General features: G+C 70.8%; 11 protein-coding genes. 4 read left to right on the top strand and 7 right to left on the bottom strand.

Going from position 1 to position 14,113, the window contains the following annotated elements:
* The first annotated feature begins 461 nt into the window (after nucleotides 1–461).
* The 3 genes from LJE69_RS00435 to LJE69_RS00425 are packed head-to-tail and all read left to right on the top strand — an operon-like array spanning nucleotide 462 to nucleotide 2,631.
* Nucleotides 462–1,130, top strand: a complete 669-nt coding sequence (locus tag LJE69_RS00435; RefSeq protein ID WP_296920050.1) for a sulfotransferase family 2 domain-containing protein — start codon at nucleotides 462–464, stop codon at nucleotides 1,128–1,130.
* 20 nt (nucleotides 1,131–1,150) lie between these two features.
* Nucleotides 1,151–2,074 (top strand): DMT family transporter, encoded by a 924-nt coding sequence (locus LJE69_RS00430; protein WP_296920047.1) that lies wholly within the window; start codon nucleotides 1,151–1,153, stop codon nucleotides 2,072–2,074.
* A 5-nt stretch (nucleotides 2,075–2,079) separates the two neighbouring features.
* Nucleotides 2,080–2,631 (top strand): DNA-deoxyinosine glycosylase, encoded by a 552-nt coding sequence (locus tag LJE69_RS00425; protein ID WP_296920045.1) that lies wholly within the window; start codon nucleotides 2,080–2,082, stop codon nucleotides 2,629–2,631.
* A 405-nt stretch (nucleotides 2,632–3,036) separates the two neighbouring features.
* On the opposite strand, the gene LJE69_RS00420 is transcribed toward LJE69_RS00425, so the two are convergent.
* The 7 genes from LJE69_RS00420 to LJE69_RS00390 all read right to left on the bottom strand — a co-directional run bounded on the left by LJE69_RS00420 (nucleotide 3,037) and on the right by LJE69_RS00390 (nucleotide 12,384).
* Nucleotides 3,037–3,525, bottom strand: a complete 489-nt coding sequence (locus tag LJE69_RS00420) for a MaoC/PaaZ C-terminal domain-containing protein (RefSeq protein ID WP_296920042.1) — start codon at nucleotides 3,523–3,525, stop codon at nucleotides 3,037–3,039.
* 88 nt (nucleotides 3,526–3,613) lie between these two features.
* Nucleotides 3,614–4,912 carry a glycolate oxidase subunit GlcF gene (gene glcF / locus LJE69_RS00415; protein ID WP_296920039.1) on the bottom strand — a complete coding sequence of 433 codons (1,299 nt, stop codon included), beginning with the start codon at nucleotides 4,910–4,912 and terminating at the stop codon, nucleotides 3,614–3,616.
* Between the two features lie 4 nt (nucleotides 4,913–4,916).
* The gene (gene glcE / locus LJE69_RS00410; RefSeq protein WP_296920038.1) at nucleotides 4,917–6,053 is read right to left on the bottom strand and encodes a glycolate oxidase subunit GlcE; all 1,137 of its coding nucleotides are present in this window, start codon (nucleotides 6,051–6,053) and stop codon (nucleotides 4,917–4,919) included.
* A 33-nt stretch (nucleotides 6,054–6,086) separates the two neighbouring features.
* Complete coding sequence (locus LJE69_RS00405; protein WP_296920036.1) at nucleotides 6,087–6,701, bottom strand: PIN domain-containing protein; 615 nt, start codon at nucleotides 6,699–6,701, stop codon at nucleotides 6,087–6,089.
* Between the two features lie 250 nt (nucleotides 6,702–6,951).
* Nucleotides 6,952–8,436 carry an FAD-linked oxidase C-terminal domain-containing protein gene (locus LJE69_RS00400; RefSeq protein WP_296920033.1) on the bottom strand — a complete coding sequence of 495 codons (1,485 nt, stop codon included), beginning with the start codon at nucleotides 8,434–8,436 and terminating at the stop codon, nucleotides 6,952–6,954.
* A gap of 70 nt (nucleotides 8,437–8,506) precedes the next feature.
* A complete protein-coding gene (locus LJE69_RS00395) occupies nucleotides 8,507–9,868 on the bottom strand; it encodes a four-carbon acid sugar kinase family protein (protein ID WP_296920031.1) in 1,362 nt (453 codons plus the stop codon).
* A gap of 254 nt (nucleotides 9,869–10,122) precedes the next feature.
* Complete coding sequence (locus LJE69_RS00390) at nucleotides 10,123–12,384, bottom strand: phosphoketolase (protein WP_296920028.1); 2,262 nt, start codon at nucleotides 12,382–12,384, stop codon at nucleotides 10,123–10,125.
* Nucleotides 12,385–12,702: 318 nt separating this feature from the next.
* On the opposite strand from LJE69_RS00390, the gene LJE69_RS00385 reads away from it, so the two are divergent.
* On the top strand, nucleotides 12,703–14,004 hold the full coding sequence (locus LJE69_RS00385) for a hypothetical protein (protein WP_296920027.1): 1,302 nt from the start codon (nucleotides 12,703–12,705) through the stop codon (nucleotides 14,002–14,004).
* Nucleotides 14,005–14,113: the final 109 nt, after the last annotated feature.

Here is a 14,113-nt window from a genome sequence, read left to right as displayed (position 1 = left end):
GCAATCGGTCTCGCCCGGCACGCTCGCCGCGTCCATCGAGGGCACCGAGCCGTGGGTGGACATCACCGACTTGCTCGGCGGCTAGTGCTTCGCTGCGGAAATTCCGAGACCGGCCTCCCTCGTGGTCGTGGTCGTGGTCGTAATCGGATACTCGACAACGACAACGACAACGAAAGCAAAGTTGGGAGAAACGCTGCACTAGTGCGCTGTCCCCGAAGTATCGATACGCACCGCGCACCGGCCTTTCGCGTCTTCTCCTTCGCGGCTTCACGCCTTCGCGTGCCCCCGCTTCCCTGGCCCAGCGTCGGGCTTCCTCGCGTCAGCCCGACCTACGCACCGCGCACGAGCTTTTCGCGTCTTCTCCTTCGCGGCTTCGCGGCTTCGCGCGCCCCCGCTTCTCCGAAGACCAAGGCCAACTCCGCCACCGGCAGCCGCTCAGCGACCGGTTACAATCCCGCCCCATGCTGCTCTCCCCCAAATACCGCTTCCTGTTCGTGCACATCGCCAAGACCGGCGGCACCAGCGTGCGCGCGGCGTTGCAGGGCCGGCGCTGGGCGGACCCCTGGTACTGGCCCATGTTCCTATGCAGCCGGTTCAGCCACTTGAGCGGCCACCGGATCGGCACCAAGCTGCCACGGCACGCGAAGGTCATCGCCGCGAAGGAGTTGCTGCCGAAGGCGTGGTTCGACGCGCTGTTCAAGTTCGCGTTCGTGCGCAACCCCTGGGACCTTCAGGTGAGCTCCTTCCACCACATCCGCCGCGAGCGCCCGCAGTTCCTGGGCAACCACGATAACTTCGCGGACTTCCTGCGCTGGAAGCTGGACCCCGCGCGGCCCTATCAGTTTCATGTGGACACCTCCATCGAGCTGCAGACCGACTACCTGATCGACCTGCGCGGCGACATCGTCGTGGACTTCATCGGCCGCTACGAGCGCCTGCACGAGGACTTCGACGAGGCCTGCCGGCGCATCGGGCTGCGCAACGTGACCCTGCCACACCGCAGAGAGGCCAAGGACCGCGCCCGCGACTACCGCGGCTACTACGACGACGCAACCGCCGAGCTGGTGGCGCGCCACTTCGCCCGCGACATCGAGCTGCTGGGCTACCGCTTCGACGACCTCGCCGGCTGAGCCCGGCGCCGCCCTCCGGCATGGACTGGCTCCTGCTCGCGCTCCTGTCCGCGGCCAGCCTCGCATCCGCGGACGCCGCCACCAAGGCTTGGCTGCGCGACTACTCCGCCACCGAGATCAGCGTGGTGCGCTTCTCGGCGGCGGGGCTTTTGCTGTCGCCGCTGCTGATCGGCATGCCGGCGCCCTGGACGCTGCCGGCGCCCTTCTGGGGCTGGCTCGCGGCCATGCTGCCGCTGGAGATCGCGTCCATGCTGCTGTACATGGCGGCGATCCGCGACCATCCGCTGGCGCTGACGGTGCCCTATCTCGCCTTCACGCCGGTGTTCGTGCTGGGCATCGCCGATTGGCTGCTGGGTGAGCGGGTGTCGGCGCAGGGCGCGGCGGGCGTGCTGCTGGTGGTGGCGGGCGCCTGGCTGCTCAACGTCCGCCACGCACGGCTCACGGACGTCAAGAGCTGGGCAGCGCCGCTGGCGGCCATCTTCCGGGAGCCGGGCTCGCGCATGATGCTGGCGGTGGCGCTGATGTACGCCTTCACGGCCACCATGGGCAAGGCGGTGCTGATCTATCTGCCGGCGCGCTATTTCGGCCCCTTCTACTTCCTGGTGCTCGGCCTGGTGATGCCGCTGGTGTGGGCGCTGCCGCTGCGCTGGCACCGTGTCGCCGCACGCCGAGCGGGGCAGCCGATGCGCCGGCTCAGCCTGCGCGGGCTGCTACGCCGACCCGGCGCGGTGGCCGCGGTGGCGGCGCTGAACGGGGTCATGGTCTACGCGCACTTCCTGGCGATCGCGCGGGTGGAGGTGGCCTACATGGTGGCGGTGAAGCGCACCAGCCTCTTGTTCGGCATCCTCTACGGCGCGCTCGTGTTCGGCGAGACGGGGCTGCGCACCCACCTCGCCGCCGGCGCGCTGATGGTGGCGGGCGTGGTGGTGATCGTGATGAGCTGAGCGCTATGTCTGACGCGAGAGCACCCAAGCCGCGCCCCCCGACCCCCGCGCCCATCCGGACCGCCTTCCCGCCGATCCTGGGCGAGGCGCCGCGGCTGTTGATTCTGGGGTCGATGCCGAGCGAGGCGTCGCTGGCGGCGCGGCAGTACTACGGCCATCCGCGCAATGCCTTCTGGCCCATCGTCGAGCGGCTGCTCAAGCTGCCGGCGGGCAGCGGCTACGGACAGCGCGCGGCGGCGCTGCGCGAGCACGGCATCGCGTTGTGGGACGTCATCGCCGCCTGCGCGCGGCCCGGCAGCCTGGACGCGGACATCCGGCCGGAGACGGTGCGGGTGAACGACTTCGCGGCGTTGTTCGACGCACATCCCGGCATCCGGTGCATCGCCTTCAACGGCGGCACCGCCGAGCGGGAGTTCCGCCGCCGCGTGCTGCCGGGGCTGGGCGGTGCGCACGCGGCCATCGAGCGGCTGCGGCTGCCGTCCACCAGCCCCGCGCACGCGGGGATGCGGTTCGAGGACAAGCTCGCGGCCTGGCGGGTGATCCTGGAGCGGTTGTGAGGCCGCGGGCAGGGCAAGCAGTTGCCGCGAACCCTCCACTGCTGCTCCAGGCACGCTGGCGTGGGAGCGCCACTGCCGTTTGTGGCGCGACGATAGCTGGGAGGTTGCCCGATGCTTGGCAGTGACTCGGGGCCTGGTGTGCTGCCTTGCCGCCAGTCGCGGCACCGAGAGCGCCGCTCCCACAAGAGGTTGCCCGACGCTTGGCAGTGACTCGGGGCCTGGTGTGCTGCCTTGCCGCCGGTCGCGGCGCCGAGAGTGCCGCTCCCACAAGAGGTTGCCCGATGCTTGGCAGTGACTCGGGGCCTGGTTGGTGCCTGACCGCCGGTCGCGGCACCGAGAGTGCCGCTCCCACAAGAGCTGCTGCGCCGCCCCTAGCCTCTAGCCCCTAGCCCGTAGCAACTCTCTTCAGCAGCCGGCCTCGGCGGTGGCATCGACGTTTTCACGCCACCACTCCTGATAGGCGGCGTCCGGCGCCACCAGACGCACGGTGCCGGCGGTGAGCGGCTCGCCCTCGGCGCCCTGCACGTCGATGACCATGCCCACGATGCCGCCGCGGATGACCCGCGAGATGGTCATGGTGACCGTGATCTCGTCGCCGGGGCACACCGGCCGGCGGAAGCGCTCCAGGCAGAAGTTGAGCCCGAGCGTGCCGTCACCCGGAAACAGCGACCCGAACAGCGCTGAGATCGTCGTCTGGATCAGCCCGCCCGGCACGACGATGTCGGCGATGTCCGGAAAGCGCATGCGCGCCGCTTCGAGGTCGCGGTGGATGGCGTTGTGGTCGCCCACCAGGTCGCAGTACTGGCTCACTTGCTCGCGGGTGAAGACGAGCCGGGTTTCGTGGGTCATGCCTTCCGACAACATGGATGCCGTCAGGCAGCGGGTTCGGGTCATGGACGGGATCTCCCTTGCAACTGAAGCAAACACGACATCATAGCCCGTGCGGTGGGCGGCTGCGTCCACACCGCGCAATGATTTTGGCTCAGCCCCCCAGGCAGATCGGCACGGCGGGCGCTGGATCGAACAACTCCAGCCAGTGCACCACCGGCACCCGGGCGGCGGCCGCCAGGTGCGTCTGGCAGCCGACGTTGGCCGTGGCGATGAGCGCCGGCCCGCCCGCGTGCAGGGCGTCGAGCTTGCGCTCGCGGAGCTGCCCGGCCAGCGCGGGCTGAAGCACCGAATAGGTCCCGGCGGCACCGCAGCAGCTATGGGCATCGCGCACCGCCACCAGCTCGAAGCCGGCCGCGCGCAGCAGCGCCTCGACCCGGCCCATCAGGCGCTGACCGTGCTGCAGGGTGCAGGGCGGATGGAAGGCGATGCGCCGCGGCAGCGGCTCGCCGCCCGGGCGCGCGAAGGGGCTCGGCAGCCGCCGCAGGTCGTCGGCGGTGAGCAGCTCGCAGGGGTCACGGGCCAGCGCGGACACCCGCGCGGCTTTGTGAGCATAGCGCGGGTCGTCCGCCAGGTGGTGGCCGTAGTCCTTGACCATGGCGCCGCAGCCGCTGGCAGTGCTCAAGATGGCTTCTACGGGAGCGGTCCCAGTCGCTCGGGCTGCCTCCGGTGCGATGTACGGCCACCAGGCGTCGATGTTGCGGCGCATGAAGGCACGGGCCTCGTCATGAGCGGACAGATGCTCGCTCACCGCGCCGCAACAGCCGCCGCCGGGACGTATCACCTCGATGCCGAGGGCGTCGAGCACGCGGACGGCGGCGCCGACAGCCGCCGGCGTCAGCGCGGGCTCCACGCAACTCTCCAGCATGATGACGCGCCGCGGGTGCCGGTTCCTCGACGCTCGTTGCGCGGGCAGCGGCCCGATGCGGCCGGCCGCCGGCAGCTTGGCCTTCAACGCCGCCGGCAGCAGCGGCCGCATGGCTCGCCCAAGCTGGAGCAGCACCCCGAACCGCGCCGGATACGGCACCACGAGCCGGAGCACCCGGCGCAGCAGCCGTTCCGCCGCCGGCCGCGGCACCTGTTCCTCCACGAGGCCGCGGCCGGTGGCCAGCAGCCGGTCGTACTGCACGCCGGAGGGGCAGGTGGTCATGCAGTTGAGACAGGTGAGGCAGCGGTCGAGATGCGTCTGCACCGAGCGCGTCGGCGCCTCGCCCTCCAGCAGCACCTTGATCTGGTAGATGCGCCCGCGCGGTCCGTCCAGCTCGTCGCCGAGGAGCTGGTAGGTGGGGCAGGTGGCGGTACAGAAGCCACAGTGGACGCAGGTGCGCAGGATGCGGTCGGCCTCACGGCCGGCGTCGGTAGCCTGGAGCGCGGAGAGAAGCTTGGTCTGCATGCCACTACAGGTCCGGATATAGGCGGCCCGGGTTCAAGATCCCTGCCGGGTCGAAGGCGTGCTTAAGGTTGCGGTGCAGCCGCAGCGGCACGGGTTGCAGCGGCGTCAGCACGCCATCGGCGGGCCGGGGTCCGGCGCCGACGCGAAACAGGGTCGCGTGCCCACCGGCGGCGCGGGCCGTCTCGCGAACGCGCTCCACCGGCAGCTCGCCACGCAGCCAGCGCAGCGCCCCGCCCCACTCGACCAGCGGCGCGCCGGCGTCCAGCCCAGCGGTGACACCCGCCGCCGTCGCCGGCGGCAGCGATAACCGCCACAGCGGTACGTCGCCGAAAAAGAACCTGAGTCGCTGGTCGCACAGCTCGCGCCAGAAGGTATCGGCAGCGGCCAGCGGCAGGCCCTCGACGATGCGGTGCGTCTCCGCCAGCGCCTCCTCGCCACCTTCGATACGCAGATACAGCCGCCCGTCCACCCAGGCGCTGGCGGTGATGGGCAGCGCCCGGCGGGAGAAGCGCCGCAGCAGCTCCAGCGCCCGCGGCAATGGCTCCTCGCGCACCAGGGTCAGGCTGCCGGGGGCGCGCGGGATCACCTTGAGCGAGACCTCCAGCAAGACGCCGAGCACGCCCATGGCACCCGCCATCAGCCGCGAGACGTCGTAGCCAGCGACGTTCTTCATCACCCGTCCGCCGAAGTCCAGCACCTGCCCGCGCCCGTTCAGCAGCCGCACGCCGAGCAGGGCATCGCGCACGCTGCCGGCATAGGGCCGCCTGGGTCCGGACAGCCCGGCGGCGACGGTTCCGCCGATGGTGGCGGGCGACTCGGCGTCGCCGCCGGCGAAGTGCGGCGGCTCGAAGGGCAACTGCTGCCCGTGCGCGCCCAGCAGCGCCTCGACCTCCGCCAGCGGCGTGCCGCCGCGCACCGTAATGGCCAGCTCCGTCGGCTCATAGGCGACGACGCCGCGGTGGCCGGTGCAGTCGAGCTCGGCATCCGCGACCACCGGATTGCCGTAGAACGCCTTGCTGCCGCCGCCGCGGATGGCGAGCCGTCGTCCGTCGGCAGCGGCGGCGCGGACCCGCTCGGCGAGGGCTTGCTCGGCATCGGTGGCGAGTATTGCCGGTTCCGGGGTGTTGCTCGGGTCGGTCATGTTGGTCTGGTGATGCTTGCAGTGCCCGCGGTGTCAGTCCCGCGGCAGTCGGTACAACACCTTGTCCCCGTCCAGCACGATATAGCCCTGATCCTGCAGGTCTCGCATCAGGTCGCCGAGCTCGGCGTCGTCCAGCTTGGGCTTGAACAGGGAGTTGATGGTATTCGTGAGCGTTTTGACCTTGCGCGGCCGGGACTGGCCGCGGCCGGCGAGGTTCCTCACGACGACGCCCACCTTGTCGCCCTCCGCGACCGTCGCCGGGGTGCGCAGCGGCGGGATCTCGGCAAGATCCTGCTCCCGATGCGCCTCGATGCCGCGCCGACGCAGGTGCTTGATGAGCGGGTCGAAGCCGGTGTCGCGGGAGATGACGTGGAAGTAGCCCTTCGGGTCCTCGCCGGCCAGCTCGCCGAGATAGTAGGCGACGTGGAAATCCAGCGCGTTGCGGCCCTGGCCCGCAATCTTGATATAGCGGCCGTCGTCGCCGAGCTGCTGCATCGCGTCCGCCAGCTCGAAGGGCAGCTTGGCCTGGTTCTCGCCAACGAAGACATAGACCCGGTAGCCCTTGCCCACCAGCAGGGACAGGTTCTTCGGCTGGACATTCTCGAAGTCGATGAGGACGTGGTTGCGCTTGGGCTCGGTATTGGACATGGGCTCTTCCATGGCGGAATGGATATCCGCCGGCTTGTGGATGCGCGCGCCATTATGCGCGGTTGCGCCCTCTGGGGCCGCCGAGTTGTACTCGGCCCGCCGCCGGCGCGGCTCGATGCCGCGCCGGCGGCGTCGCGGCGCCCGAGCAGCGCCGCCACATCCACTCCCGCACAGCGCCTGCCGCGGGCATCGAGCCCGCGGCAGGCGCAGCCGACTGAAAGTCGGCGGCCCCAGGAGGCGGCAGGCCCATTCAAAACCGCGGCAGGTCCGGGAATTTGAGCTGGCCGTGGTGCACGTGCATGGCGCCGAACTCGGCGCAGCGGTGCAGCGTCGGCACGGCCTTGCCGGGGTTCAGCAGCCCGTGCGGGTCGAAGGCGGCCTTGACCGCATGCATCTGCGCAAGCTCCTCGGCATTGAACTGCACGCACATCTGATTCAGCTTCTCCACGCCCACGCCATGCTCGCCGGTGACGGTGCCGCCCACCTCGACGCACAGTTCCAGGATCGCGCCGCCCAGCTCCTCGGCGCGCTCCAGCTCGCCCGGGATGTTGGCGTCGTAGAGGATCAGCGGGTGCAGGTTGCCGTCGCCGGCGTGAAACACGTTGGCCACGCGCAGGCCGAACTCGCCGGACAGCTCGGCGATGCGGTTCAGCACCGTCGGCAGCTCCTTGCGTGGGATGGTGCCGTCCATGCAGTAGTAGTCCGGCGAGATGCGCCCGACGGCCGGAAACGCCGCCTTGCGGCCCTTCCAGAAGATCAAGCGCTCGGCGTCATCGCGTGCGGTGCGCACGTCGCTGGCGCCGGCGGCCAGCAGCAGCTCGCGCACGCGCATGATCTCCACCGACACCTCGGCGTTGAAGCCGTCCAGCTCGCAAATCAGGATTGCGGCCGCGTCCACCGGATAGCCGGCGTGCACGAAGTCCTCCGCGGCGCGGATGGCCGGGTTGTCCATCATCTCCAGCCCCGCCGGCGTGACGCCGGCGCCAATGAGCTGCGCCACCGCTGCACCCGCGGTCTCGACGCTGTCGAAGGCGGCCAGCAGTGCCTGCGCCCGCTCCGGCTGCGGCAGGAGCTTGACGGTGACCTCGACGATGACCGCGAGCATGCCCTCGGAGCCCGTCATCAGCGCCAAGAGATCCAGCCCCGGCGCATCCAGCGCCTCCGAGCCCACCTCGAACAACTCGCCGTCGATGGTGACCAGCTTGAGACCCACGATGTTGTGCACCGTGAGCCCGTACTTGAGGCAGTGCACACCGCCGGAGTTCTCGGCGACGTTGCCGCCGATGGTGCAGGCGATCTGCGACGACGGGTCCGGCGCGTAGTACAGCCCGTAGGGCGCCGCCGCCTCGCTGATGGCGAGGTTGCGCACGCCGGGCTCGACCCGCGCCGTGCGGTTGTCCGGGTCGATCTCGATACGCCGGTTGAACTTGGCCAGCGACAGCAGGACGCCGTCCGCCAGGGGCAGCGCACCGCCGGACAACCCGGTACCGGCACCGCGGGCCACCACCGGCACGCCCCGCTCGCTGCACAGCCGCAAGACCGCCTGCACTTGCTCCACGCTCGAAGGCAGCGCCACCACCAGCGGGCGCTGCGCGAAGGCCGTGAGCCCGTCGCACTCGTAGGGGCCGAGCTCCGCCGGCGTGGACAGCACCGAGGCCGCCGGCAGGATGCGCTGCAACTCGCCGATGATCTCGGGGTTGGGATTCAGCGGGCGTTCGTCGGGGATTCTGGGCATGGTGGCGGCGCCGATGCTGCGAGGTCACTGGGCGCATGCTGCAACCCGGTCGGTCGTTCTGCAAGGCCGGTCAAGGCAATTTCGCGCTCATGATGCGGTAGACCTCCGCCAGCGCGTCGTCCCCGCCGACATTCCCCGGAAAGATCACCACGGGCAGTTCCGGGAAGCGCGGGTGGTCCGCCGGGCAGCGGACGACCGAGCAGCCGGCGCGCACCTGGCCGAGCACGCGGGCGGTGGTCAGCGCCAGGCCCTTGCTCAGGGTGTCGTTGGATGTGATCCCGCCCTTGCTGATGAGAAAGCCGATGTCCGCCGGCAGGCGCCGGACGATATCCACCAGCAGGTCGGACACGCGCTCGCCGAAGGCGAGACGCTCGGCCTTGCTCGGGAAGCTGCGCTCGCCGCGGCTGGTGTAGAGCACGCTGCCACGGCCGGCGGCGAGGATGGCCCGGACGGCGCTGGTGAGCTGCGTAACCAGGTCCTCGGCCTCGTCCAGGCGATCCAGATCGATCTCCAGCGGAACGCTGTCGGTGTTGGCCAGCAGGTGCTCCAACTGGCGCGTCGACTTGGCGACGTGGCTGCCCATCAGCACCACGCCGGGCCAGTGACCTGCTGGACCGCCGCGGGTGAAGCGGCCCATGTCGGCGGGCGCCACCGGCTGGGGCGGCAGCGCTGCCAGCGAGGTCAGCAGGCTTGCCGCGCTGCGGAACAGGAAGCGCCGGCCCTGCCCTGCGGCGGCCAGCACGGCGGCGGCAAAGGCATCCAGGTCCGCCTGCCGCTCGGCGTCGACGGCGCAGCAGGCGTTGCCGGTCAGGGCCACCAGCCGCTGCACCAGCACCTCCAGGTCGCCGCGCAGCTCGGCAAGCGGGAACCGCTGCACGTCATCGGCGGCGATGCGTCCGCCGGTCTTCTCCGCCACGTAGTCCGGCAGGAAGGCGGTGCTGAAGCCGAAGACCGAATCGCGGGCGAACTCGGTCTCGTGCACCGGCACGAGCTGGTTTCCGTTGGGGTCGTCCACGATCAGGTAGTGCGTGCCATCGCGGGTGATGCGCCCGCCCTCGAAAAAGGCCGGCGCCAGGAAGTGCGCATCGAAGGGTCCGAGCTCGGCGGCGATGACGTCCGTCTCCACCGGGTAGTGGCCGCGGAGCGTGCTGTCAGAGCGGCTGACGATGACCGGCTGCACCTTGGTGCCCGCGGCCTCCAGGTCCGCCAGCGCGAGGCGCAGGTTGACGCAGATCTCGCGGGTCACCGCCGCCGCCCGCCCGGCATCCATGCCGCGGGTGTTGCTGAGCACGAAGAACAGCGGCGAGTCGTCCTGTAGGGCTTGCGTCAGCGTGCCCACGTCCCAGCGCGTCAGCAGCAGGCAGCCATGGACGGTCTGGGAGCCCGTCGGGTCGTCGTCGATGGCGATGATCTTGGTGATGGGAGTTGTCATGGCAAATCTCGCATTGCGCCACGCGGTGGCCAGCCAGAGCCTGGGAGCGCCGAGTTGCACTCGGCCCGGGAGCGCCGAGTTGTACTCGGCTGCACCTGGCGCGGGCTCGATGCCCGTGCCAGGTGCTCTGCCGCGGTCGGGTGTTCTGTCGTCGGCCAACTGTGCTGGGAGCAGGACATTGGGCGCCGAGACGCCGCCGGCGCGGCATCGAGCCGCGCCGGCGGCGGGCCGAGTTCAACTCGGCGGCCCCAGGGTCAGGCAGACAGGAGGCCGGCGGCCCGCTCCGCCAGCGCCTCTGGCGTGATGCCGTTGAACGCCATGATCTCGGCGGGGCTCGCGGTGGTCTCGCCGCGCTGCCAGGCGACGAGGTCGCGGGCTGGCGCCCGGCTGCGCAGCAGCACCGGCTCCAGCGCGGCGCTGCCGCCGCCGCTGACGCCCATGAGCACGTCACCGTCGAACAGGTCCGCGAAGGCGGAGTCGTCCATGAATTCACCGTCCGGCTCGGCGCTGTGCCGCCAGGCGACGTCGCCGGGGCGGAACAGCCGGCGCGGGTTGGCCACCGCGACGATGCGCACGCGGCTGCCCTGCGCCTCCAGCCGGTCCTTCGCCTCGAACACGGGCAGCAGCACCATGTCGCCGGTGACGGCGAAGACCACGAGCGGCCCGTCGCCGTCCGGCGACTCGTACAGGCTCACGGCACCGTCGGTGATCGCCTGCGCCGCCTGTTCCGGCGTCGTGTAGACCGGAAGCTGAGACTTGCTGGCGATGATGCTGATGGACTTGTTGGACTGCCCCGTGGCCCAGGCGTAAGCGGCCTGGATCATGTTGGCGTCGCTCGGATACAGCAGGTAGACGTTGCCGTTGCGCAGTTGCGCGCCGATGTAGCTCTCGATCTCCGGGCGCTGGTGGGTCCAGCCGTTGCGGCCCTGTTCCAGCGCACCGGCGGTGAACATGCTCACCACGGCGGGCGTGCGCCGGCGCAGCTCCGCCATGGCCTGGCCCACGGTCTGCACGATGGGCCAGCCGTTGATGGCGAAGCTCTCGTAGCTGAGCCACAGCGAGCGCCCGCCGAACAGCGCGATGCCGGCGGCGAGCCCGGCGCATGCGTCCTCCGACAACGGCTCGTACACCTGGCCGGTCGGGCCCTGGTGGTAGAGGTCGTCCGCCGTCGGGTGGCGGATGCCGAGGCGCTGGTTGATGACCTTCATGGCGCTGGCCTCGGTGCCGTCGGCATTGCTGACGATGAAGGCCGGGTCGCGCTCGCCCAGCGCCGCGACCATCTCCGCCATGGCGGTGGACGGCACGGCCTTGTCGCCCACCGCGAACGCCTGCATCGGGAGGGTGCCGATGTCCGGCAACGGCCGCTCGCGCTCGGTGACCGCGACCTCGGCCGCCGGCCCGCCGCCGGCGCGGGACAGGTTCTGCCGCACCAGCGCCCACTGCCCGGGCGACAGCGCACCGCGCGACAGCGCCGCGGCGATGTTCGGCTTCTCCGCCGTGTCGCCGGGATACAGGTTGTGGGACTTGGCGCCGTGGGCGTGCACGCCGGCACCCTTGAGCTGCTTGACGATGACCACCGTCAGCGTGCCGCTCATGGCCGACTCGGCCGCCTCATGCATGGCGTCCAGCATGGCGCGGGTGAAGGCGTCCCGCGCTGCCTCACTAAACAGGGTGCTGTCCACGTAGGCGCCGGGCTGGCCCGCGTCGTCGTAGTCCTTGGCATCTACCAGGATCACGCGCTCGAAGTCGTGCGCCCGCCACAGGTTGGTCATCGCCGCGTTGTCCATCAGCGACACCATGGCGTGGTGCTCCTGGCTATAGCCGTTCCACACCAGCACCGGCAGGAAGTTCGTCACCCGCGGGTAGGCGGTGTGGAAGTGCTTCATGGCGCTCAGCACATAGGGCTCGCCGAGGCCGCCGTCGCCGATGGTGCACGGAAAGAGCTTGTCCGGGTGCAGGTAGGCCCCGGCCATGGCGAAGTGCTGGCCCTGGCCCAGCGGCCCGGCGGGCGCGAGCAGACCGGGGATGGCGCCGGACAGGTGCCCGAGCAGGCCGTCGCGCTCGCGGAAGCGCGCCTGAAGGTCCGTCATGGTCTCGATGCCCATGCCCGCCAGCGAGCCATCGAGGAACATGGCGCTGTAGAAGCCCGGCGCGTGATGGCCCACCTCGGTGACGATGTTCTTGTGGCCGAGCATTAAGAGCGCCGCAACGGCGTCCGCGGAGCTGGCGAAGCCGCCCGGGTGGCCGGACTGCTTGGACGCGCAGAGCTGGAGCATCGTGTAGCGCAGCGCGTCGGCGGCGAGGCGCGTCTGGTGCACGGCGGCGGCGTCGATGCTGGCAATGGCGGTCTCACCCGCGGCGATCACGGGCTCGGCGGCGGGGCTGTCGTCACGCGGGTCGGGCTCGGCGAAGTAGAGCATGCCCTCGCAGAAGGCGGGCGGCGCCGCCGGGCTGGTGGCCGCGGCGGGGATGGCGGACATCTGGTCGGGCATCTGGGCAGACATTTGGGCGGACATCGCATTTCTCCGTGGGCAGGCTGGGATTCGGGTTTGGGCTGTCAGGCGCGCGGCGTGCCGCGCCCTGCGGTTGCCGACAAACTGAAGCCACCACGCCTTTTCCGCAATAATCAATCAATTTCACAATGCGCAAAATTCCGGCACACCGGTTCCCACTCCCCCGGCGCCGCCGAGTTCCACTCGGCCCCTGGGGCCGCCGCGGCTCGGCTGCGCGTGTCGGGGTGCACAACCACAGCGCCGAGCCTGCGCTAACCTGACTCGCCAGCGAGAAAATCCCTCACCGACCGCCGCCCGGCCACGGCGGCAAGCCCATCGACCATGACGCCAGCAACCCACCACCGCATCCGCCTCAGCGGCCGGCTGCTGCCGGGCGCGGATGCCAAACGCGCCGCGGCGACGCTGGCGCAGCTGCTCCGCACCACACCCGAGCGCGCGGCGGCCCTGCTCGACGGCAGCGGGCGCTCGCTGCGCGGCCGGTTGAGCGCGGAACAGGCAGGACGCGTCTGCAAGCAGCTACGGGCCGCCGGCATCGACTGCGTGGTGGACGCCGAAGCGAGCACCCAGGCGCCTGCGTCGGCGACGCCACCAGAACCGGCACCGGGCACCGCACCGGCACCCCACACGCCGATGCGGCCACCCTCGGCGGCCAAGCTTGCACTGGCTGCCGCCGCGCAGACGACGACGGGGCTCGCCCCTGCCACCACCCGCTGCCCAGCCTGCGGCGCCGAGCAGACCGGCCGGGACGTTTGCACCGTCTGCGACATCGTGTTCGAGAAGTACCACGCCCGGCAGCGCGCCGGCGGCGCGCCCGGGTCGCCGGCGCCGGCCGTCGGGCTCGGCGCCGAAGCGCGCGCCGCCGAGACCTGGCGCGTCGCCGGCCAGCTTCTGCTGCTGGCGCTGCTGGTCAGCATCGCCGTGGCGCTCTATAGCCACTGGCGGCGCAACCAACTGCCAGAGCCCGGCTTCTATGACCTGCACCGCCTGGCCGAGCCGCGGCAGACACGCACCGGCCGGCAACCCTTTCAGGTGGAGGAGAACGGCATCGTCTACAGCATCCAACCGGTGGCCGACTACGCGCTCGACGGCGTCGTGGTCAGCCTGCACGACGCCGACGCCTTCACCGACATCTGGCACCACAACGACTGGCAGGACTTCCTCAACATCCGCGACCTCTGCGTCGTCTGGGGCGGCAACGTCGCGGGCGGCGTGATCCGCGACATGTACTTCCACAACGGCAACTGGACCTGCTGGGCCGAGGCGCGGGACAGCCGGCTCTGGGCACGCTTTAACCCGTACCAGCTCTCCAACAACCACGTGCTGGCGGACGACCCGGCGGTGCGCCGCGCCATCCGCCGGGTGCGCGTCGGCGACCAGATCCGTTTCCACGGCGTGCTGGCCAAGTACGCGCACGGCGGCGGCTTCTCCCGCGGCACGAGCGTCACGCGCACCGACTCCGGCAATGGCGCCTGCGAGACCGTCTATATCGATGAGATCGAGATCCTGCGCCGCCCCAACCGGGGCTGGCGGCTCGCCTACCGCGTCAGCCTCGTCACCGGCATCGCGGCGCTGCTCGGCTGGGTTGCCGTGCTGGCGCTGGGGCCGGTGGCGCGGCGGCGCTGACATGCGTCCCCGCGCCGGGGCTACGCTCCGACGCGCGCGAGTCCAGACAAGTATTCGCGCTCGCCACCGTACAACGCGCGTTCCTGTCGGTCGGGCCGACGGAGGAAGC

This window comes from Thiohalocapsa sp. (assembly GCF_022340605.1).
Taxonomy (GTDB): Bacteria; Pseudomonadota; Gammaproteobacteria; order Chromatiales; family Chromatiaceae; genus Thiohalocapsa.
The sequence above is the reverse complement of the archived record's forward strand: the minus strand, read 5'-3'. Positions and strand labels throughout refer to the sequence as shown.